The 20689-nt window shown below is 64.8% G+C and carries 22 protein-coding genes and 1 pseudogene; 12 read left to right on the top strand and 11 right to left on the bottom strand.

Translation table 11 applies throughout. The annotated features are described in order from the left end of the window. Positions 1–56 precede the first annotated feature (56 nt). The 5 genes from J2S97_RS21580 to J2S97_RS21560 form a co-directional block, all read right to left on the bottom strand. On the bottom strand, positions 57–278 hold the full coding sequence (locus J2S97_RS21580; RefSeq protein ID WP_307051982.1) for a hypothetical protein: 222 nt from the start codon (positions 276–278) through the stop codon (positions 57–59). A 46-nt stretch (positions 279–324) separates the two neighbouring features. After that, the gene (gene mmsB / locus J2S97_RS21575; RefSeq protein ID WP_307051981.1) at positions 325–1638 is read right to left on the bottom strand and encodes a multiple monosaccharide ABC transporter permease; all 1314 of its coding nucleotides are present in this window, start codon (positions 1636–1638) and stop codon (positions 325–327) included. 5 nt (positions 1639–1643) lie between these two features. Beyond that, positions 1644–3173, bottom strand: coding sequence for a multiple monosaccharide ABC transporter ATP-binding protein (gene mmsA, locus J2S97_RS21570; protein WP_307051980.1), 1530 nt, complete (start codon positions 3171–3173; stop codon positions 1644–1646). Between the two features lie 100 nt (positions 3174–3273). Then, positions 3274–4398 (bottom strand): multiple monosaccharide ABC transporter substrate-binding protein, encoded by a 1125-nt coding sequence (gene chvE, locus J2S97_RS21565; protein ID WP_307051979.1) that lies wholly within the window; start codon positions 4396–4398, stop codon positions 3274–3276. 331 nt (positions 4399–4729) lie between these two features. Continuing rightward, a complete protein-coding gene (locus J2S97_RS21560; protein WP_307051978.1) occupies positions 4730–5845 on the bottom strand; it encodes a DNA alkylation repair protein in 1116 nt (371 codons plus the stop codon). 145 nt (positions 5846–5990) lie between these two features. Between J2S97_RS21560 and J2S97_RS21555 the strand changes: the two genes are divergently transcribed. Continuing rightward, positions 5991–6773 carry a phosphatase PAP2 family protein gene (locus J2S97_RS21555; RefSeq protein ID WP_307051977.1) on the top strand — a complete coding sequence of 261 codons (783 nt, stop codon included), beginning with the start codon at positions 5991–5993 and terminating at the stop codon, positions 6771–6773. Positions 6774–6779: 6 nt separating this feature from the next. Then, a complete protein-coding gene (locus tag J2S97_RS21550; protein WP_307051976.1) occupies positions 6780–7085 on the top strand; it encodes an MmcQ/YjbR family DNA-binding protein in 306 nt (101 codons plus the stop codon). A 16-nt stretch (positions 7086–7101) separates the two neighbouring features. Here J2S97_RS21550 and J2S97_RS21545 read toward each other — a convergent pair whose 3' ends face one another. Beyond that, positions 7102–7452 (bottom strand): MerR family transcriptional regulator, encoded by a 351-nt coding sequence (locus J2S97_RS21545; RefSeq protein ID WP_307051975.1) that lies wholly within the window; start codon positions 7450–7452, stop codon positions 7102–7104. 143 nt (positions 7453–7595) lie between these two features. Between J2S97_RS21545 and J2S97_RS21540 the strand changes: the two genes are divergently transcribed. The 4 genes and pseudogenes from J2S97_RS21540 (at position 7596) to J2S97_RS21525 (ending at position 10452) form a co-directional block, all read left to right on the top strand. Then, positions 7596–8021: an Hsp20/alpha crystallin family protein gene (locus J2S97_RS21540; RefSeq protein WP_307052007.1), complete on the top strand. Its 426-nt coding sequence runs from the start codon at positions 7596–7598 to the stop codon at positions 8019–8021. A 63-nt stretch (positions 8022–8084) separates the two neighbouring features. Next, complete coding sequence (locus J2S97_RS21535) at positions 8085–8441, top strand: J domain-containing protein (RefSeq protein WP_307051974.1); 357 nt, start codon at positions 8085–8087, stop codon at positions 8439–8441. A gap of 31 nt (positions 8442–8472) precedes the next feature. Beyond that, positions 8473–8861 (top strand): annotated as a pseudogene (locus tag J2S97_RS21530) (hypothetical protein). A gap of 40 nt (positions 8862–8901) precedes the next feature. Then, complete coding sequence (locus tag J2S97_RS21525; protein ID WP_307051973.1) at positions 8902–10452, top strand: glycoside hydrolase family 1 protein; 1551 nt, start codon at positions 8902–8904, stop codon at positions 10450–10452. Between the two features lie 54 nt (positions 10453–10506). On the opposite strand, the gene J2S97_RS21520 is transcribed toward J2S97_RS21525, so the two are convergent. After that, on the bottom strand, positions 10507–11565 hold the full coding sequence (locus tag J2S97_RS21520; RefSeq protein ID WP_307051972.1) for an App1 family protein: 1059 nt from the start codon (positions 11563–11565) through the stop codon (positions 10507–10509). Positions 11566–11685: 120 nt separating this feature from the next. After that, positions 11686–12417, bottom strand: a complete 732-nt coding sequence (locus J2S97_RS21515) for a DUF72 domain-containing protein (protein ID WP_307051971.1) — start codon at positions 12415–12417, stop codon at positions 11686–11688. Positions 12418–12538: 121 nt separating this feature from the next. Between J2S97_RS21515 and J2S97_RS21510 the strand changes: the two genes are divergently transcribed. From J2S97_RS21510 to J2S97_RS21495, 4 genes are all read left to right on the top strand, one after another. Then, positions 12539–14332: a glycoside hydrolase family 15 protein gene (locus J2S97_RS21510; RefSeq protein WP_307051970.1), complete on the top strand. Its 1794-nt coding sequence runs from the start codon at positions 12539–12541 to the stop codon at positions 14330–14332. A 172-nt stretch (positions 14333–14504) separates the two neighbouring features. Then, positions 14505–15377 carry a fumarylacetoacetate hydrolase family protein gene (locus J2S97_RS21505; protein WP_307051969.1) on the top strand — a complete coding sequence of 291 codons (873 nt, stop codon included), beginning with the start codon at positions 14505–14507 and terminating at the stop codon, positions 15375–15377. Positions 15378–15591: 214 nt separating this feature from the next. After that, positions 15592–15903 carry a hypothetical protein gene (locus J2S97_RS21500; RefSeq protein ID WP_307051968.1) on the top strand — a complete coding sequence of 104 codons (312 nt, stop codon included), beginning with the start codon at positions 15592–15594 and terminating at the stop codon, positions 15901–15903. A 14-nt stretch (positions 15904–15917) separates the two neighbouring features. Next, positions 15918–16619 (top strand): HAD family hydrolase, encoded by a 702-nt coding sequence (locus J2S97_RS21495; protein ID WP_307051967.1) that lies wholly within the window; start codon positions 15918–15920, stop codon positions 16617–16619. Here the strand turns inward: J2S97_RS21495 and J2S97_RS21490 are convergent. After that, a complete protein-coding gene (locus J2S97_RS21490; protein WP_307051966.1) occupies positions 16616–16834 on the bottom strand; it encodes a hypothetical protein in 219 nt (72 codons plus the stop codon). The two genes, J2S97_RS21495 and J2S97_RS21490, sit on opposite strands and share 4 nt — an antisense overlap. A 198-nt stretch (positions 16835–17032) precedes the next feature. Between J2S97_RS21490 and J2S97_RS21485 the strand changes: the two genes are divergently transcribed. Continuing rightward, positions 17033–18208: a zinc-dependent alcohol dehydrogenase gene (locus J2S97_RS21485; RefSeq protein WP_307051965.1), complete on the top strand. Its 1176-nt coding sequence runs from the start codon at positions 17033–17035 to the stop codon at positions 18206–18208. A 21-nt stretch (positions 18209–18229) separates the two neighbouring features. On the opposite strand, the gene J2S97_RS21480 is transcribed toward J2S97_RS21485, so the two are convergent. Then, positions 18230–19129, bottom strand: coding sequence for a CHAD domain-containing protein (locus J2S97_RS21480; RefSeq protein ID WP_307051964.1), 900 nt, complete (start codon positions 19127–19129; stop codon positions 18230–18232). Positions 19130–19189: 60 nt separating this feature from the next. Between J2S97_RS21480 and J2S97_RS21475 the strand changes: the two genes are divergently transcribed. Continuing rightward, positions 19190–19486, top strand: coding sequence for a hypothetical protein (locus J2S97_RS21475; RefSeq protein ID WP_307051963.1), 297 nt, complete (start codon positions 19190–19192; stop codon positions 19484–19486). On the opposite strand, the gene J2S97_RS21470 is transcribed toward J2S97_RS21475, so the two are convergent. Further along, positions 19483–20646: a serine hydrolase domain-containing protein gene (locus J2S97_RS21470; RefSeq protein WP_307051962.1), complete on the bottom strand. Its 1164-nt coding sequence runs from the start codon at positions 20644–20646 to the stop codon at positions 19483–19485. The genes J2S97_RS21475 and J2S97_RS21470 overlap by 4 nt on opposite strands. Between the last annotated feature and the right edge of the window lie 43 nt (positions 20647–20689).

Genomic DNA, 20689 nt, shown 5'->3' with positions numbered 1-20689 from the left:
GCCGCCGTCGGCCTCCCGTTTCGGATCAATGCCGTTGGTCCTGCTTTTGATCCTGCCTAGCGGCCGATCCGGCGAATCTCGTAGCCGTCGCTCTCCGCCACCAGCTGGCGGCCGTGGTTGCCGTTGAACTTCAGCCACATCACGGCTGAGTCAGCCGTGGCGTCTTCCACCTCGCCGGTGCGGACTAACCGGCCCTCGTGGCGCAGTTCCACCCAGCTGCCAATCAGCATCCGCCAGTTTTCCGGTGCTTCGTCGATCTGCTCAATTGGCGGGGACATGCGGGCTGTCCTTTCCGGCTGGGTAGGGCTTCGTCCGTGGACGGACTCAGGGGTTGCGGACGGCGCTCTTCTGCTGGGTACCGGCGGGCACGGCCACCGGACGGTCCTGGGCCGGTTCTTTGGTTTCCGCACCGGCAGGGGGTGTCGTCTTGAGCTTGAACCGCTTTCCGATGGCGGATCCGCCGCCGCTGCTGCGGTTCTTGTTGAAGATGTCGAAGCCCACGGCAAGGAGGAGCACCAGGCCCTTGATGAGCTGCTGGTAGTCGGTGCCGAGGCCGAGGATCGACATGCCGTTGTTGAGCACGCCCATGATCAGGCCGCCCACCATGGCCCCGGCCACGGTGCCGATGCCGCCCTGTACCGCGGCGCCGCCGATAAAGGCGGCGGCGATGGAATCCAGCTCGAAGCCAGTGCCGCCGGCCGGCTGGGCCGAGTTCAGGCGGGCAGTGAAGACGAGGCCGGCCAGTGCGGCCAGGACACCCATGTTCACGAACAGCCGGAAGGTCACTGCCTTGGTCTTGATGCCGGAAAGTTCGGCTGCATGCAGGTTGCCGCCGATCGCGTACGTGTGGCGGCCGAAGATGCTGTTGTTCATGAGCGCCGAATAGACAATGACCAGGACGGCCAGCACGATCAGCACGATCGGCGTTCCCCGGTAGCTGGCGAGCAGGAACGTGATGCTGAGCATCAGCAGCGCGATGAACCCGGTCTTGATGGCGAACCAGGCCATGGGTTCGTTTTCGAGGTTGAACTTCCGGCGGACCCGGCGTTCCTTGATGGCCTGGAACAGGATGGCCGCCGTGCCTCCGACGCCCAGGATGACAGTCAGCCATTCCAGGACGGAGGTGCCGCCGGAAATGTCGGGCAGGAAGCCGCCGCCGAGGGCGCGCAGTTCGGCCGGGAACGGCGTGATCTGCTGGTTCTTCAGGGTGATCAGGGTCAATCCGCGGAAGATGAGCATGCCCGCGAGGGTCACGATGAACGCGGGGATGCCCACGTAGGCAATCCAGTAGCCCTGCCAGGCACCCACCAGGGCACCGACCAGCAGGCAGGCCGGTATGGCGATCCACCAGGCCCAGCCCCAGTGGACGATCATCACACCAGACACGGCGCCGATGAAGCCGGCGATGGACCCCACGGAGAGGTCGATGTGGCCGGCGATGATGACCATGACCATGCCAATGGCCAGGATCAGGATGTAGCTGTTCTGGACCACCAGGTTGGTGACGTTCTGCGGCTGCAGCAGGATGCCGTCAGTGAGGACCTGGAAAAGCAGGACGATCAGGATCAGGGCGACGAAGATGCCAACCTGGCGGAGGCGGCTTGTCAGGAAGCCAAGTGATTCTCGTAGGGCGGACATGTTCGCTATTCCTTCTCTTGGGTCATGAAGTGCATGAGGGATTCCTGGGTGGCCTCGGCGATGGGAACCTCGCCGGTGACGTGACCGGCGGACAGGGTATAGATCCTGTCGCAGATGCCCAGGAGCTCCGGGAGCTCGGAGGAGATCACGATCACGGCCTTCCCCTCCGCAGCGAGCTGGGCGATGATCGTGTAGATCTCGAACTTGGCCCCGACATCGATGCCGCGGGTTGGTTCATCGAGGATAAGCACGTCAGGGTCCGAGAACATCCATTTGCTCAGCACGACTTTCTGCTGGTTCCCGCCGGAAAGCTTTCCGGTGATGGCTGCCACGGAGGGGGCCTTGATGTTCATGCTCTTCCGATAGCGGTTGGCGACGGTGGTTTCTTCGTTCTTGTCCACCCAGCCGCGCTTGGCGAGCTTGTGCAGGGCTGCCATCGAGATGTTGCGCTTGATGTCTTCGATCAGGTTCAGGCCGTAGTGCTTCCGGTCCTCGGTGGCATACGCGATGCCGTGCTGGATGGCATCGGAGACGGTAGCGGTGCTGATTTCCTTGCCGTACTTGTACACCTTGCCGGAAACAGCCCGTCCGTACGTGCGTCCGAAGACGCTCATGGCCAGTTCGGTCCGGCCTGCGCCCATGAGTCCGGCAAGCCCGACGACTTCGCCCTTCCGCACGTTCAGGCTGGCATTGTGGACCACCGTGCGGCTGTGATCCTGGGGATGCTGCACGGTCCAGTCTTCAATGCGGAGGACCTCCTCGCCAATGCTGGGGGTGCGGTCCGGATACAGGCTTTCGAGGTCGCGGCCCACCATGCCGCGGATTATGCGTTCCTGGGTGATCTGCCCTTGGTCCAGCCGCAGGGTCTCAATCGATTTGCCATCGCGGATGATGGTCACGGCATCGGCAACCTTGCGGATTTCATTGAGCTTGTGGCTTATGATGATGCTCGTGACGCCCTGGCCCTTCAGGTGCAGGATGAGGTCCAGGAGATGGTCGGAGTCCTCGTCGTTGAGTGCCGCAGTCGGCTCATCCAGAATGAGCAGCTTAACTTCCTTCGAGAGCGCCTTGGCGATTTCGACCAGCTGCTGCTTACCGACGCTGATGTGCTGGATCGGGGTCACGGGGTTTTCACTCAGCCCGACGCGCGCCAGCAGTTTGGCGGCTTCGAGGTTCGTCTTGCGCCAGTCCACCCAGCCGTTCCTGGCCAGTTCGTTGCCGAGGTAGATGTTTTCGGCAATGGACAGGTAGGGGCTCAGCGCCAGTTCCTGGTGGATGATCACGATGCCGCGCTTTTCGCTGTCACTGATGGTGGAAAAGTCGCACGGTTCGTTCTCGAAGAGGATGTCGCCCTCAAAGGTGTTGTGTGCGTACACACCGGAGAGGACTTTCATGAGGGTGGATTTTCCTGCGCCGTTTTCACCGCAGATGGCATGCACCTCGCCGCGGTTCACGTCCAGGGTGACGTCCTGGAGGGCTTTCACCCCGGGAAAGGTTTTGGTGATTCCCCGCATTTGAAGAATAGGTACGTTCATGGTGATTTCCCGATGACTTGTCAGAGCCGGACTCCTGCGGATGCAGCGTCCCCCGGTGGGGTGCGGCCGGGACCAGGCCCGGCCGCACCCGGCACGGCAGCTACTTGATGTCTGCCTCCGTGTAGTAGCCGGAATCAACCAGCTCCTGCTTGTAGTTGTCCTTGGTGATGATGACTGACTCGAGCAGGAAGGCCGGGACCACCTTGACCTTGTTGTTGTAGGTCTCGGTGTCGTTGGTCTCGGGCTGCTGGCCCTTCAGGACGGCGTCAACCATTTTCACGGCCTGCTCACCGAGCTTGCGCGTGTCCTTGAAGATGGTGGAGTACTGCTCGCCGGCGATGATGGACTTCACCGAGCCCTTCTCTGCATCCTGGCCGGTCACGATCGGAAGGTTGCCCTTGGCGTAGCCGCCGGTGCTGGTCAGTGCGGAGATGATGCCGATGGACAGGCCGTCATAGGGGGAGAGGACACCGTCAAGCTTGGTACCGGAGCTGTAGGCCGCGGTCAGGATGTCCTCCATGCGCTTCTGGGCCACGGGGGCCTGCCAGCGCAGGATGGCTGCCTGCTCGAACTTTGTCTGGCCGCTGGGGACCTTCAGGGTTCCGGCATCCAGGAACGGCTGGAGCGTGTCCATGGCGCCGGTCCAGAAGAAGTTGGCGTTGTTGTCATCCGGGCTGCCGGCGAAAAGCTCCACATTGAACGGGCCCTTGCCTTCGACCTTCTTGCCGCTGGCGTCAAGTAGGCCCAGGCCGGTCAGCAGTGACGTGGCCTGCTGGACGCCCACGGTGTAGTTGTCGAACGTGGTGTAGTAGTCCACGTTTTCAGTGCCGTTGATCAGGCGGTCGTAGGCGATCACCTTCACGTTCTGCTCTTTCGCCTTGGCGAGGACGTCGGTCAGCGTGGTGCCGTCAATGGCCGCAATGATGAGCGCTTTGGCGCCCTTCGTGAGCATGTTTTCGATCTGCGAGACCTGCGTGGGGATGTCGTCATTGGCGAACTGCAGGTCAGCCTTGTAGCCCAGTTTCGTGACCGAATCGGAGACGTTCTTGCCGTCCGCGATCCAGCGTTCGGAGGTCTGGGTGGGCATTGAAATGCCCACGAGCGAGCCCGCTGCATCGGCGCTGCCGGTAGGACTGGCCGCTCCGCCCCGGCTTCCGCACCCCGTGGCCCCCACTGTGACTGCGAGGACGACGGCGATTGCGCCCAGGAGTTTCTTGATTCTCACGTTTATCTCCTTCCGCGGACAACGCAGTCCGCGAATTTGTACTGAGCCGGGAGGCATCTGCGCTTCCCGGCCGGGGGCCGGCCGGTGGGAGCCGGTCGATTGGTGCCGGACCCGGAGATCCGTCACCACAAGTATTTCGTTTCCGGGGCCGGCCGCATCGGCCGGTTCCGGGAGTTTGAGTCCACAAAGACGATAGATATGTTAGCGCTAACAACGAAATGAGCATAACGGGCGCGGTCTTGTGAGTCAAATCACATTTATGCCGACGGCCGTTGCCGCGGGCCGCTACCGTCCCCGTCTCCGGCCCACCTGACGTCCGAGGCTGCCGGCGTTAAGTTTCGACGACGAACTCGGTATGCGCGTAGCGGACGCCGTTGATCTGAAGTTCCAGGCCATGATTGCCAGCGTGGTGCACGCGCGTGGTCATCTGCCGGAAGGCGTGGCTCTTGGATACTGTCCTGGTTTCGCCGGGATGCAGGGTCAGGGCCGCCAGTTTGAAGACCTTTTCCGACTGCGACCCGTTCGCCTTCATGTAGTGCACGATGTAGTCCACCGCGAGCCTGGCCGGGTCGGAACCCGTGTTTGAGATCTCGAATTCGAAGGCGAGGTCAGCCGGCAGCGCCACGACGCTCCGGTCCAGCCTCGGCGCTGTTACTGTGAGCGACGCCGGAGCGAACCCCTGCAGGGCCAGGGCGCCCGGGTGGGCTTTCTTGACCAGGGTGCGCAGTCCATGCCGGATCACCCAGGGCGTATTGGCGTCCGGTTCCGCGGCCCAGGCCGCAGCCGCGGCCAGCACCGCCTCGGGGGAGTGGCGTGCCAGGTCGTTGAGGTGGTTTGCCACCGAGCGCCGGACATACTCGTGCGGGTCCCGGTACAGGGCGTCGAGGATCGGAATCGTTGCCTCTGGCCGCTCCACCAGGCCGGGAATCCGGACAGCCCACGGAAGGTAGGGGCGGGTGCCTTCGCTGGCGAGGCGGCGGACGTGCTCGTCGGCGTGGGCCGTCCACGTCAGCACGACGGCGAGGGAACGGTCCAGGTCTGCGGCGAGAAGCCGCCGGATCGCGAATTCGCCGGTCAGCCGCGGAGTCAGTTCGGCGAGAAGCCGCAGGCAGTCTTCGAAATCGCCGGGGTCCGTTGAAGCCAGGGCCAGCGTCACGGCCGTTTCGGTGACGGGCCAGAGGGTCCAGCCCGTGAAGTCGGCGTCCTGGAGGGCGCGGCGGAAGATGCGCGCCGCGGTCGGGTACTCTGCCTGCGGGCCGGCTGCCTCGGCGATGTCCGCCAAAAGTCCCCGGCTCACGTGGTCCGTGCGTCCGCGGAGGCTGAGGTGGTCCAGCGCGCCGCCGGCAGCCGTCGCGTTCGCCCAGGACGTGCCGGGTGACGCCTCGGCCAGCACCCGGACCAGCAAACCGACGGCGGCCCGGTCAATCAGTTCGTTCATGGCACCCATCCAGTCAGGCTACCGCCGGATCCATGCTCTCCGGACATCCGGCAGGTAGCGGCCGGCCGTCGGCGGTCCGCCGCGAGCCAAAACGGCGGAACCGGGATAATCTCAGCGGAGAACATCGTTGAGGAATGCTGAAGCGGGGCGTGAAATGGCTGAAGATCGATCACGGAAATCGCCGCACTGGTGGCAGGTCTTCCACGACAAGTTCGTGGTTGAAGAGCGGTACATGAACGCGGCGTCCCGGAAGAACCTGTACCGGATCGCCCTGCTCCTGATGGTCCTGGGTGCCGGTTTGTTCGCGCTGACTCTCGCGGATGTCCTTGGAAGGGACGGGCTGACCGGCCTCGACGAACCCGCCCGCGCCTGGCTGCTCGGTCAGCGCTCGGAACCGCTCACCGCCGTCATGATCTTCCTTGCGATCGTTTTCGGACCCGTGGCGCTGCCTATCATCATCCTGGTGGTCACCGTGGCCTGGGGCCTCGCCGCCAAGCACGCCTGGCGCCCCCTGCTGCTGGCCGGAGCCATGCTTACGGGCGTGGCGCTGGCCCAGATCATCGGGCGGGCGGTGGACCGCCAGCGTCCGCCCCTGGACCTTATGCTGTTTGGTCCCGACGTCACGTTCTCCTTCCCCTCCGGGCATGTGCTCGGTGCCTGCGATTTCCTCCTGATCACAGCGTTCCTCATATTCTCGCGGCGCCAAAGCACGTGGCCGGCTGTGGCTGGCTTCGCCGCCGCCGCCGTCGGGATTGTCCTGGCCTCGGTGAGCCGGCTCTACCTGGGGTATCACTGGGTCAGCGACGCCCTGGCCTCACTGTTCATCTCCTTCGTTGTGCTGGGAGCCGTCATCGCCGTGGATACCTGGCGCACGGCCCGCGTCCCGGGCGAGCAGATCACCGGCGAACTGTCCAAGGCCGATACGGTGGAAGGCTAGCGAAGAATGGCCAGCGAAGAGGACGTCCGGCGCATCTGCCTCGCCCTGCCGGATGTCACCGAGCGTCCCAGCTGGAACCAGCCTGCGTGGTTTGCCCGGACGCTCATGGCCAGGATCTGGGAGGACGGCGTCCTGACCGTCAAGACCGCGGAGCGGGAAGCGCTCGCCGGGACGGACCCCGCCACGTACTTCTGGACCCCTCACCACGAGCGCTCATCGCAGCTGGTCCTGGTCCGGCTTGACCGGATCGATGTGCAGGAACTGGCGGAACTTCTCGAGGAGTCCTACCTGCTTGCCGGCGGCCGGAAGTAAGCAGGGCCCAGGCCCCTCATGCTCCTGGTGACCCTGATGCTCCTGGTGACCCTGTTGCTCCTGGTGACCCCGGGCCCTGCGGGCGTGTGCGGGCCCTTTTCAGCTCGGCCCGGAGCCTTGCGTTGGCCGCCTCAAGTTCCAGCACTTTCGCTATGCCGGCAAGGTTGAGCCCTTCGTCCAATAGCTCGCCGATGCGTTTCAGCACGGCGAGGTCCGAGTCGCTGTACTGCCGTGTCCCGCCGGACGTGCGGTCCGGCGTGAGCAGGCCCTTCCGTTCGTAGAGCCTGATGTTCTGTTGGCCTGTGCCCACCAGGTGGGCCACCACGGAGATGGCATACACGCCGGTCTCCGCACCACGCGCTGCCATGGTCCTCCTCGGTTTTTCGTTCGTTGCCCTTGCCACAGTCTCTCACTGGTGCTATAAAAAATCTATACCCGTCACCATAGATTAGGGCGGGCTAGCAAAGAGAGAATAGTGCAACAACCACATTGTCGAAGGAGTGGGAAATGATGTTGATGCGTACGGACCCGTTCCGTGAACTGGACAGGCTTACCCAGCAGGTCTTTGGAACCGCTGCCCGGCCCGCGGCCATGCCGATGGACGCCTGGCAGGAAGACGGGGAGTTCGTGGTCTCGTTCGATCTGCCAGGAGTCGACGTCGACTCTGTGGACCTCAATATTGAGCGGAACGTGCTGACTGTGCGGGCTGAACGGCGCGATCAGACTCAGCCCAATGTGGAGCTGGTCTTTTCGGAGCGCCCCCGCGGCGTCTTCAGCCGCCAGCTGATCCTCGGCGACACCCTGGACACGGACAACGTCAAGGCCAGCTACAACGCCGGCGTCCTGACCCTCCGCATCCCGATCGCCGAGCAGGCCAAACCGCGCAAGATTGAAATCGAATCCAAGCAGGAAGGCATGCACGAAATCAGCAGCTAGTCGGGAATGAAGGCCGGGGAGGTTGCCGTTAGGACGGCACCCTCCCCGCCACGGACCACGGCCATGAGCAACCAACCGCGTGACTATTACGAAGTGCTGAAGGTGGACAGGACGGCCACACGGCAGGAAATCGCGCGCGCATACCGGGCCTTGATGAGGATCCACCACCCGGACGTCGACGACGGCGGCAGCGGGACTGCTGGTCCCGGCAACGGAGGCCTGCTGGAGATCATGGAGGCATTTGCTGTACTGGGGGATCCGGGGGTCCGTGCCGAATACGACAAAAGGCTGTCCGCGCCGACCACCGGCCTCGGCGCGCCGCAGGAGGTGCCGGTCCGCCGAGTCCGTGCGCAGCAGCCACCGCTGCTGCGGGTTACACCCGTCCTCTGGGAACGCGGCCCGCGGGCAGGCGCCGGATAGCGGGCATCCAATAGCAGAGAAGGAGCAGTCCATGAGCGCCTGGCGCCGTTATGATTCCCACCTGATTCCGGCGTTCCATGAACGCTTTGAGCAAAGGTGGGGTGCGGGTACAGCCCCGTTCCTGGACCCCGAGGCCCATGAGGAGCCGCTCCCACGGGCGCAGTGGATCCATCCGGAGACGGCGCGGCACTCGCGGTTGTCCCGATCTGGACGCCGGACGATCCTCAGCACCGGTCCTTTGGGGTCTTCTATCTGCCGCCGACGGGTGACATCTGGGTGCTGCGGCCAGGATTTACCGGTTACCTTGAACCGGCGGCCAATGACACGGAGCACCTGATCACCCTCCGCAACGATGCCTTCAAAAAAGCCCTGCTGCACGCCAAGGAATTCCTCTTCGGGTCGGACACGACGGTGCACTAATATCAATCCACCACCGGTAACTACATAAGGGGTCAAGCCGATGAACTTTTCCGCCAAAGAAATGGCCGCCATGATCCCCCCGTCCTTCACTTTGGGGGTCGCAACCGCCGCCTTCCAAATCGAGGGTGCCTTGGACGAAGACGGCCGGGGACCATCCGGCTGGGACATTTTCGCGAAGAAGCCGGGAGCGATCGTGGAGGACCACAGCCCCGCAGTGGCCTGCGATCACTACCACCGCATGCCCGAAGACGTTGCGTTGATGAAGGAACTGGGAATCGACTCCTACCGGTTCTCACTGTCCTGGTCCCGTATCCAGCCGGGCGGCAAGGGCCCGGTCAACAGGGCGGGGCTCGATTTCTACGACAGACTGCTGGACCAATTGCTCGCCAGCGGTATTTCGCCGATGGTGACCCTCTACCACTGGGACACGCCGCTTCCCTTGGACGAGGCCGGAGGCTGGATGATACGAGATACGGCCTACCGGCTGGGGGAGTTCGCCGCGATCGCGGCTGCGGCATATGGAGACAGGGTGGCCCGCTGGGTGACGGTCAATGAACCGGCCACCCTGACCACCAACGGCTACGCATTAGGCCTTCATGCGCCGGGCGAATCGCAGCTCCTGCAGGCCCTGCCCACCGTCCATCACCAGCTGCTTGGCCACGGCCTGGCAATGCAGGCGCTGCGAGCAGCAAAAGTCCCCGGCGAGATCGGCATGACAAATGTGTACTCGCCCATGATTCCCGCCTCGGGCAATCCACTGGACAAGCTGAGCTCGGGGCTGATGGACGTCTTCCAGAACAGGCTGTTCGCCGACCCTGTCCTGCTCGGAAAGTACCCGGACGTCATCCGGGCTGCCACGTTCTTCACGCCGTTCAGCCCCTCCGACGAAGACATGGAACTGATTTCGCAGCCAATGGACTTCTACGGACTGAATTACTACATGCCAACCCGTGTCGCCGCCGGCCCCGGCGAGGGAGCTGTACCCGCGGGCATGGCAGAGGCTATGGGGGACGATCTCAGCGGCACCGCACCGGGTGCACCTTTCCACATCACAGCCTTCCCTGATTCGGAAACAACCGCTTACGGCTGGCCGATCCGGCCTGATTACATGCAAGTGGCACTCGCGGAAATGGCGGAACGCTACCCCGGCCTTCCGCCCGTCTTCATCACGGAAGGCGGAGCGAGCTTTGAGGATGTTGTGATTCGGGACAAGGCCGGGGGCCGGACCATCATTCCGGACGAACGCCGGCTGCGTTATCTTGCCGAACACATTTCCAGCGCCCTGATGGCAACGTCTCCCGGCGGTCCTGCGGAATCGGTGGACTTGCGCGGTTATTACGTGTGGTCCCTGCTGGACAACTTCGAATGGTCAGCCGGCTACAAACAGCCGTTCGGCCTCCTGCATGTGGACTTCGACACGCTGGACAGGACGCCAAAGGCATCGTACTACTGGCTGCAGGAGCTGCAGGCCGAGCGGCTGCAGGCCGCCGCGGTGGCCACCGCCGAGACGGAAGAAGCCGGTGGCGGTTCCGCCCCCGCCCAACCGACTAAACCGCCCGCGGCTGAAGGGGAACCCGAGCCGGTGGCCTGACCCACCCGCGCCTCAGGTGCGCGCTGGGGGTGCCGGGGAAGAGTGTGTCTTCGGTCAGACCAGTTTCAGGTCGGCCAGGCCCTTGGTGATCCCTGCGCCGTCGGGGGAGTAGATCCACGGGACGGCAGAGGCGCTGTGGTCCCCGGTTTCAGAATGGCCACCAGCCAGCACTGATTCGCCAACGGATAGCTGGCGGATGGCAATGGCGGCAACGCGGTCGCCGTGGTCCCTGGCAAACCGTGAGTAGATCTGTTCGTCGTGCTGGCCGTTGTCGCCGATCAGCAGCCACCGCACATCCGGGAATTCCTTGGCCAGCCGGTCCAGGTTGCCGTTCTTGTGCTCCTGGCCGCTGCGGAACCAGCGGTCCTGGGTCAGGCCCCAGTCCGTCAGGAGCAGGGGGCCGGCCGGGTACATGTTGCGGCTCAGGAACCGCGCCAGCGTTGGTGCCGCGTTCCATGGTCCGGTGGAAAGGTAGATCACAGGGGCGTCGGGGTGTTCCACCACCAGCCTGTCCATCAGCACCGGCATGCCGGGGGTGGCCATCCGCGCCCGCTCGCTAAGCACAAAGGTGTTCCACAGGGCCAGGAAGGGCCGGGGGAGCGCCGTGACCATCACAGTGTCGTCGATGTCGGACACGATCCCGAACTTGGTGTCCGGGCCAATGACCAGGATGCTGGCCTTCACGGCCTCGGTCCCTTCGGCGCGCAGCGTTGCGGTGTGCCAGCCCGGGGATAGCTGAACGTTCACCACTGTGTCCACCAGCCCGCCACGGTCCGCCTTCACGCGGGTGGTCACACCCTCGATTTCGATGTCCACATCCGTAAACTGCAGGGGCACACTGGTGAACGCCCTCCAGCCGCGGACATTCTGGTTGCCGTTCTTCGCCGCGTGCTCGGCGCGGCTGCCCGGTTTCAGCTTGCTGGTCAGCACTACGCGGCCAAGGACCCGCACCCAAGACGTGGAGCCGTACCCCTGGTAGGCAACGGTCTGCGGGGCAAAATTCCAGCGCCGGGCCAGCTGGATGCGGACACCGTTGACCGTATCCGAGACCTTGTGCGCCACCCGGAGCGCGTGGGTTCCGGGCAACGATGATTCCTGCGACGCCAATTCCATGCCTCCACTCTGCCACAAGGGGGGCCTCCGGCGACCGCTGGCGGCGACAAAGGCTCTTCACCGTAACAACCGGCCGGCGGCGCAGCGGGAGCTGACGACCAAGGGACCGGCGCAGGTGAGTCAGCCTTCCCCGAGCAGCCACCGCAATGTGTCGGCGTTCCGCACGGCGTTGCCGCCGCCGTCGTTATTGAAATAGACGTATACGTCCTTGCCGGAGCCCTGCCACTCCCGGACGCGGTCTGCCCACCACCGAAGGTCATCCTCCGAATACGAGCCCCCGTAGAGGTACTGGTGGTCCGGGCCATGCAGGCGGACGTACACGAACGGCGCCGTAGCCCGCAGGATGCACGGAAGGTTTGCACCGCTCATGATGCAATAGGCAGCCTCGTGCCGCTCAAGCAGGGCATACACGTCGGGATGGTCCCAACTGGGGTGCCGGAACTCCACCGCAACCCGGACCCACCACGGCAAGGCCGCCAGGAAGTAGCCAAGGCGGGCATCGTCCCGGGCAAAATCAGGCGGGAGCTGGACCAGCAGCACCGCCCGTTTGTCGCCCAGCTCATGCCAGCACCTGATGATCCGCTCCACCCAGACTTCGGGGCTGTACAGCTTCTTCCCATGAGTCAGGCCGCGCGGGGCCTTGACCGACATGGCAAATCCCGCAGGGAGGCGGCGGCGCCAGCTCGCGAAGGTGGTATCCCGTGGCCAGCGGTAGAAACTCGCGTTCAGCTCCACGGTACTGAAGCGCGCCACATAATGCGCCAGCCGGTCGCGCGCCGGCAGTCCCGGCGGGTAGAGCACGTTCTCCCAGTGGTCGTAGCTCCAGCCGGACGTGCCGATGTGGATCCCCAAGTTGCCCCTCGCCGTCAGTCTGCCGCGCGTACGGATATGGTCGGACACGAGCCTCCGACATTCCCTTGCAGCATGCCATGGATAGTAGTCTGCCGGGGCGGCGTGTGGCACTGTATGTCCCATGGCACGCATAGAGGACTACGCGGTGGTGGGTGACCTCCACACGGCGGCACTCATCAGCACGGAGGGTTCCATCGACTGGCTGTGCCTCCCGCGGTTCGACTCGCCGGCCTGCTTCAACGCGCTGCTCGACACGCCGAAGTCGGGCCGGTGGCTGCTGGCGCCTGCGGGCGGCGGAGACTGCACCCGCCGCCATTACCGCAAGGGGACCCTCATTCTGGAGACCGAATGGGAAACGCCCTCCGGCACCGTGAAAGTCATCGACTTCATGCCCCCGCGTGACCGTGTGGCGGACATTGTGCGGATCGTGGTGGGCGTGCACGGTTCCGTCCGGATGCGCGGCGAACTGGCGCTGAGGTTCGATTACGGCCACATCGTGCCGTGGGTCCGGCACGATGACCATGGCATCCATGCCATCGCCGGTCCGGATGCCGCCTACCTCGTCACAGAAGCTCCGCTGCGTGGCGAACGCATGCGGACAGTCAGCGACTTCACCGTCCGCGCGGGCGAGAGGGTGCCTTTTGTGCTGGCTTGGACACCGAGCCACCTGTACCGCCCGCCGTACATCGACCCAGAGGCCGTCCTGGCGGCCACGGAGACGTTCTGGCTGGATTGGTCCGCGAAATGCACCATCACCGGCCCCTACCGTGAGGCCATCCAGCGTTCGCTGATCACGCTCAAGGCACTGACCTACGATCCAACGGGCGGGATTGTGGCCGCTGTGACCACGTCCCTGCCGGAACAGCTGGGCGGCTCCCGGAACTGGGACTACAGGTACTGCTGGCTCCGGGACGCAACGCTTACGCTGCAGGCGTTGCTTGCCGCCGGCTACACCGAAGAGGCAGCCTCCTGGCGCGACTGGCTGCTGCGGGCAGTAGCCGGCGACCCCGCGGACCTGCAGATCATGTACGGGATCCACGGGGAGCGGAGGCTGCCGGAGATGGAGCTCCCGTGGCTGCAGGGCTACGAAAAGTCCGCCCCGGTGCGGATCGGCAACGGCGCCGCCGGCCAGCTTCAGCTGGACGTCTGGGGCGAGGTCCTGGATTGCCTGTCCCTGACAAGGTACTCCCTGCTGAAGCACAGCGACGAGGCGTGGGACGTCCAGGTTGCGCTCATGGAACACCTTGAGGGTGCCTGGCAGCGGCCCGACAACGGCCTATGGGAGATGCGCGGCCCCCGCCGCCACTTCACGCACTCAAAGGTGATGGCATGGGTTGCGGCCGACCGGATGGTCAAGGGGGTGCGGGATTTCGGGCTGGTTGGTCCGGCTGACCGCTGGGAGGAACTGCGGGACACCATCCACGCCAATGTCATGGCCAACGGCTTCGACACAGAGCGGAACACGTTCGTGCAGTCCTACGGGCGGCCGGAGCTGGACGCCAGCCTTCTGCTCATACCCCGCGTCGGCTTCCTGCCGGCGGACGACCCCAGGGTGGTGGGCACCATTGAGGCCGTGCAGCGCGAACTTACGCACGACGGTTTCCTGCTGCGCTACCGGACGGAGGAAGCCGACGACGGCCTTCCCGGGAACGAAGGCGTCTTCCTCGCCTGTTCTTTCTGGCTGGTGGAAGCGCTCATCGGGGTGGGCCGGCGCCACGAGGCCAAGGAGCTATTCGAACGGCTCCTGGCGCTGCGCAACGACGTAGGTCTCCTGAGCGAGGAATGGGGAGTCGACAGCGGCCGACAGCTGGGGAACACCCCGCAGGCCTTCAGCCACTTCGCGCTGATCATGAGTGCATTGGAACTGCACGAGGACAGCGTGCAGCGCAGCGATACGCCGGTGCACGGGAGCTAGCGGGCGGCGGCTCGGCTTGCCGTCCGCCCGCCCGGCAGCTCGGCTTGCCGCGTGGCGGCCCGGCAGCTCGGCTTGCCGCGCGGTCACATTTGGTTCAGCTGGGGACCCGGGGCCGCTGCGTGGTTCCATGGTCACGAACCTATTCGGAGCAGGCACGAAGGAGTGTTGACCGGTGAAATTTGCGCGTCTCGGAGATCCAGGCAGGGAACAGCCTGCCGTTCAGCCCGGCGGGCCGGACTCGGACGGGAAGTGGTATTCCCTCGCCGGTCTGGCCGCCGACATCGACGGAACGTTCCTGGAACGCGGCGGCGTCGATCAGGTCCGCGATGCGCTCGCGGCCGGGGAACTGGCCGAGATTTCCGACGCAGGCGCCCTTCGCACGGGCACTCCGCTGGCCCGCCCAGGTGCCGTGGTGGGCATCGGCCTGAATTACGCCGGCCATGCGGCCGAGTCGGGAGTCGCCGTGCCGGAGGTGCCGGTGGTGTTCCTTAAGCCAAGCAACACGGTGGCAGGGCCGTTCGACGACGCCCCCATCCCGCCGCGGTCCCGAAAGTACGACTGGGAAGTCGAGCTGGCCGTGGTGATCGGGCGGCGCACCTCCTACCTGACGTCGGTCGACGAGGCCGCTGACCGCATCGCCGGCTATGTGCTGGCCAACGACCTTTCAGAGCGGGACTACCAGCTGCCCGGCGCGGCAGGACAGTGGGTCAAAGGAAAGTCGCTCCCTGCGTCCACGCCCCTTGGGCCGTGGTTCGTCCCGGCCGCAGACCTGGACCCCGCCGACCTTCGGCTGCGGACCTGGGTCAACGGCGAGCTGCGCCAGGACTCGTCCACGGCGGACCTCATTTTCGACGTTCCCGCCATCGTGCACCACCTGAGCCAGTTCATGGTCCTGGAGGCCGGCGACGTCATCCTGACCGGGACCCCGGAGGGCGTGGCCCTCTCCGGGCGCTTTCCCTACCTCCAAGACGGCGATGTACTGGAGGTGGAAATCGAAGGACTGGGCCGTCAGCGCCAGGTTCTTTGCCAAACCGCAGCACTCTAGTCCGGAACCGGCGGGCCTTCGCCAAGGGTCCAGGCTTGTGGCAAGGGGAGACACTGGGGCTGGACGTCTCCGACGGCCGGACCCCGCCGGCAATGTTCTTTCGGTAGTCAACGGCTAGATGGCCGTCGCCTGGATATCCTCGGGCCTTCCTTATCCAGCAGAGGTAAGTATACTTACTAATACCTCAGGTTGGGGTAAAGACGGAGGAGTTGCAATGGCTGGATATTTCGAGCTGGTTGATGCCCCCGACGGCGGCTACCGCGTCAAGCTTATCGACGGTACCGGAGCCTTGATGGCCATCTCGGTGACCTTTCCCACCAAGCGCGCCGCAGCAGCAGGCGTGGCCAAAGCCAGGGAGATTGCGGGGACCGGCCTGATCCGGGACCTTAGCGAGAGCCAGGACTCCGAGCCGCTCAAGCAGCCGCCCGTGCGGCAACACATCAAGGCTCCGAAGAACATAGGCGTTCTGGGGTCCGGGCGGCCAACGGGAAGCACAGGTCAAAAGCGAGCCCGTACGCATCACTGAGCCCTAAGGTGGCCATGCCCAACATCGGATCCGGCGCGCGGCGGACACGCGGCGTTCTCTTCGACGTCGACGGGACCCTGGTGGATTCGAGCTATATACATACTCTGGCGTGGTGGCAGGCCTTCAGGCAGGCAGGCCTGGATGTTCCGATGGCGTCCATCCACCGCTCGGTGGGTATGGGAGGGGACAAGCTTGTTGACCGGCTTCTCCCGGCTGGCCGTGACAAGGCCCTCGACGAGTCCATCATGGCCGCCCACGGTGCGGTATTCGCCACCTTCTGGCCCGCGCTGCGCCCGTTCGACGGAGCGCGGGACCTCCTGGCCCAGTGCTATGAAAGCGGCTTCGCCGTCGCGCTCGCATCTTCGGCCCGAGCGCAGGACCTGGAGGTGCTGCGCTCGACGCTCCGCGCCGATTCCTTCATCCATGCCGCCACGAGCGCCAATGATGCCAAGGAAAGCAAGCCGGACCCGGACATCCTGGAGGCGGCCCTGGAGGCCGTTGGCCTGCAGGCCGGGGATGCGGTTTATGTCGGGGATGCCGTGTGGGACGTGTACGCTGCCGGCAAGCTCGGCATGCCCACGATAGGCCTCACCTGCGGCGGCACCAGCGCGGGCGAACTGATGGAGGCTGGTGCGGTGGAAATCTATGAAAATCCGCGGGACCTGCTGGCGAACCTGCGAGACAGCGCCGTAGGCAGGCTCGCCGCAAGGTCCTAGGCGTCGGCGATGTCGCCCTTGTTCCAGGACACCGCAACGCTGACGGAGCCGTCGTCGTCGCGTTCAACCTCGGTGATCACATCGGCGGGCCCCGCCCCCATTTCCATGAGCTTGGCCCGGTAGGACGTGACCAGGTCTTCAAGGCTCGATTCGGTCCACTCGCCGGGACGCATCCGTGTGGAAATTTCCACCGGTTCTGGCTGGTACAGCGTCATTGTCGTTGCCTTTCCTCGATGCTCGGGATGATCCAACGCTATGATCCGACGCGTCCGCAGGCAAGGGATTTGCTCAGTTTGCTTAGTTTTTGTGTTTCGTAAAACAATAAGCTTACTGATCTTTTCTTCGCCGTTGATCGGCGTTACGGTCGAAGTGGCCTGTTGGAAGGTCGGCGCACATTGACAGAAAGGCGCACCATGAAGGCACTTACCTGGCAAGGCAAACGCTCCGTCAGCGTCGAGAACGTTCCGGACCCGATAATCCAGGAGCCCACGCACGCAATCATCCGCATCACCTCCACGGCAATCTGCGGATCGGATCTGCACCTCTATGAGGTCCTCGGTCCCTATATGCACAAAGGTGATGTCATCGGGCACGAACCCATGGGCATCGTGGAGGAAGTGGGAAGCTCAGTCACGAACCTTTCCAAAGGGGACCGCGTGGTGATCCCGTTCAACATCGCCTGCGGAACCTGTTTCATGTGCCAACGCGGCCTGCAGTCACAATGCGAGATAACCCAGGTGAAGGACAAGGGCTCCGGCGCTGCCCTTTTCGGATATTCGGAGCTGTACGGGTCGGTTCCGGGAGGCCAGGCCGAATACCTGCGCGTACCCCACGCGGACTACGGGCCCATCAAGGTAGGCACGGAACTTCCGGATGAACGCTACCTGTTCCTCTCTGACATCCTGCCCACCGCCTGGCAGGCAGTGAAATACGCGGATACCGAGGCGGGCGGCACGCTGGCCGTGTTTGGCCTCGGCCCGGTGGGGCAGTTCGCCACACGCATCGGAAAGCACTTCGGTCTGCGGGTCATCGGAGTGGATCCCGTCCCCGAGCGGCGCGCGATGGCAGCCCGGCATGGCATCGAAACACTGGACTATGCCAAGGGCATTGCCGATGAACTCCGTGAGGCGACCGGTGGGCGGGGCCCCGATTCGGTGATTGACGCCGTCGGCATGGAGGCGCACGGATCCCCGATCGCTGGCTTTGCGCACCAGGCGCTGGGACTCCTGCCGGACAAATTGGCGCAAAAGGCCATGGAAACGGCGGGTGTGGACCGCCTCGCTGCCCTGCACACGTCCATCGACGCCGTCCGCCGGGGAGGCACGGTTTCCCTGAGCGGCGTATATGGGGGACAGGCCAGCCCGATGCCGCTGCTGTCGATGTTCGACAAGCAGATCCAGCTTCGGATGGGCCAGTGCAACGTCCGGAACTGGACCGACCAGCTGCTGCCCCTCGTGGAAGACGATGCTGATCCCTTGGGCACCATGGACCTTGTAACGCACCGGGTGGGACTGGACGAGGCCCCGGCCATGTACGAGAAATTCCAGAAGAAGGAGGACGGCTGCATCAAGGTCGTGCTGCAGCCTTAGTCCCCGGCTTTGGTTCCCGGATTAGCTGCCGGGAAACTTCTTCCAGGCCTTCCTGAATTTGGCCTCGGACCGGTCCGCAAGGGCTTCTTCCTGTGCGTGCAGCCGTCCGTACGTGAAGCCGTTCTCGCCGCTGCGGAAGGCCCGGGCGCCAAGATCGGCGAGGAGCTTCCTTGCCACCACGCTGTCCTGGTGAAGGCCAAGGATCTGCTGCAGTTTGTGCGCACGTTTGGCCATTCTGGCGGCCTTCCTGCCCGCCACCGGCTCGGCGGCCTCGGCAGCGTACCGGAGCCGCTTGGCAGCCTTGCGCACTTCGTGAAGGCCGGCGTCGCGGGCCGGGCCGCCCGGCGCAGGGCTGGCTTCGCCGCTGCCGCCATCCGGCCGTGCCTCCAACTCCCGTACCCTGCGCCGGACCCTTTTGGTGTCCCTGGACACCAGCTTCCGCGTGGTCTTGCGCGCGTCCCCTGCAGCTTTCTCTGTCAGCGGCGGAGCCTGCATCAGCGCTTCAAGGCGGGAGATGAGGCTGGCGTAACGGTCGCCGTCGAGGGCCTCCAGGACGGCGCGCCGGCCCGCAGCGGAGGTGGCATCGAGTTCGTTGCCGATCCGCTGGGCCGCCGGTCCGAAGACCAGCGCGTCCGGCTCCTTGGCCAGGAGCTCCCGGAGCCGGTCGTGGATCACTTCCGGATCCCTGGCAGAACCGAGCACCTCGGAGAGCCACCGCAGTTCAGCCCTCACCTCAGAAACGGCGCCGTCGTTGAAGAGCTTCTGCCCTGTTGCCAGCACCGACCGCAGCCGGCGGGCGCACATCCGCATCTGATGGACAGAGTCCGGCTCTTCCCGTCGCACCAAGGGCTCCTGATGCCTGAGCTCGGCAAGCTGCTGGGCCAAGTAGTTTGTCAGGACCTCGCCGGCTGTGGTGGGCATGCTTCACTCTACGTCCGCTGGGGTGCCGCCAGAAGAGTCCTTCGGCGCTATGGTTGGTCCATGGACTCATTGGGGGATGATGACCGGCGGCCCGCCCGTACCACCCGCATCGCCAGGATTGCGGTGCCGATCGGCGCCCTGGCGCTGCTGATTGCGGGTTCCCTCCTCGCCATCACAGGAACCGGCCAGGAATCATTCGGCTGGTTTGCCTACGCGCCGCTGTCCTCACAGGCCTTCCTGCCTGACGGAATCTTCTTCCTCAGCGCCCGGACCAAGGCAGGCCTGGTGCTGGCCGGAGTCGGGTTGCTGGCGCTCACCTTCTGGGCCGGTCACCGCGTGGGGCGGCGGCGTTCCTAACAGCTGTTGTTGAGGGCTTCCTCCACTACGCCCAGCAACTCGTCCACAATGCCGTTGCCGGTGACGCTGTGAGGCTCCGGCGGATACGTGAGGGAGACTGTTGCCTGCCGGGTCCCATCCGCGCTGGACATGGAAACGGTGCCGTACCCGGCAGTGTCACCGGCATGGCCGTAGTAGTAGTTGTTGGTGCAGGTATCGTTCCAGCGCCGGATGCCCAAACCGTATCGGGCGTAGAGTGGGCTCTGCATTTCCGTCACCATGGCCGCCGGGAGCAGGCGGCCCTGCAGTAGCGCGGCGTAGAAGGTGTCCACGTCGTCGACGCTGGATACGAGACCGCTGGCGGCGGCACCTGAGTGAAGGGCAGGGTAGCTGACGTCCAGGCGCTCGCCGAAGATGGTGACGTATCCATGCACCAGCGAGGGCGGGGACGGGCCACGGTCGGTCATCCTGGTGGCAGTGAGGCCGAGCGGTTCGACAATGTCAGACCGAATTACATCACCGATGGGCCTCCCGCGCAGCCGTTCCACAACCATGCCCAGTGCGACGTAGTTCGTGTTCGAGTACTCAAAACCCTGTCCCAGTCGTCGTTCCCACCGCTGGGTCGCCGCCAGGGCGAGGAGGTCCCGGTGGCTCCAGCTGGTCGCAAGCACGTCACGCAGGCTCCCCTGCTGAAGGAGCGGGATGCCGTAATCCGGCATCCCGGACTCGTGTTGGAGCAGCCGCCGGATCGTGACCGGCCCGGGCGGGTGCATGATGCTGTCAAACTCCGGCAAATGCTTGCTGACGGGGTCGTCGAGTCCCAGCCTTCCCTCTGCGGCCAGCTTGAGTACGGACACCGCCACGAAGCTCTTGGTCACGCTGGCGACGTGCAGGGAATCCGTAATCTCAACCGGCTCCTGGCTCTCCAGGCTCCTGACACCGGAAGCCCGGGACCATTCCTCGCCACGCACTTTGGCCTGCATGAGGACCGCGGGGGCGCCGTCGTCGAGCATCCTGTTGCTGAATTCTTCCAGCGCTTCCGCCAGCCGGGCGGTGGAAGGGAGCTGCTCAGGGGGATTCGGGGCCGCAGTGCAGCCGCCGAGTGCGCCTGCGAGCCCGGCGGCCGTTGCTGCGGCGACGAGCCGGAACAGCAGGGTGCGAATCCAAGCCACGGAACTCATGTTCCTCAGCCCGTCCGGAGGCGTCAATAGCTGTCGGATGCGG

Origin of the sequence: Arthrobacter oryzae (assembly GCF_030812315.1) — a bacterium.
In the GTDB taxonomy this organism is placed as follows: Bacteria; Actinomycetota; Actinomycetes; order Actinomycetales; family Micrococcaceae; genus Arthrobacter; species Arthrobacter oryzae_B.
This window is presented reverse-complemented; position numbering and strand designations above follow the sequence as displayed.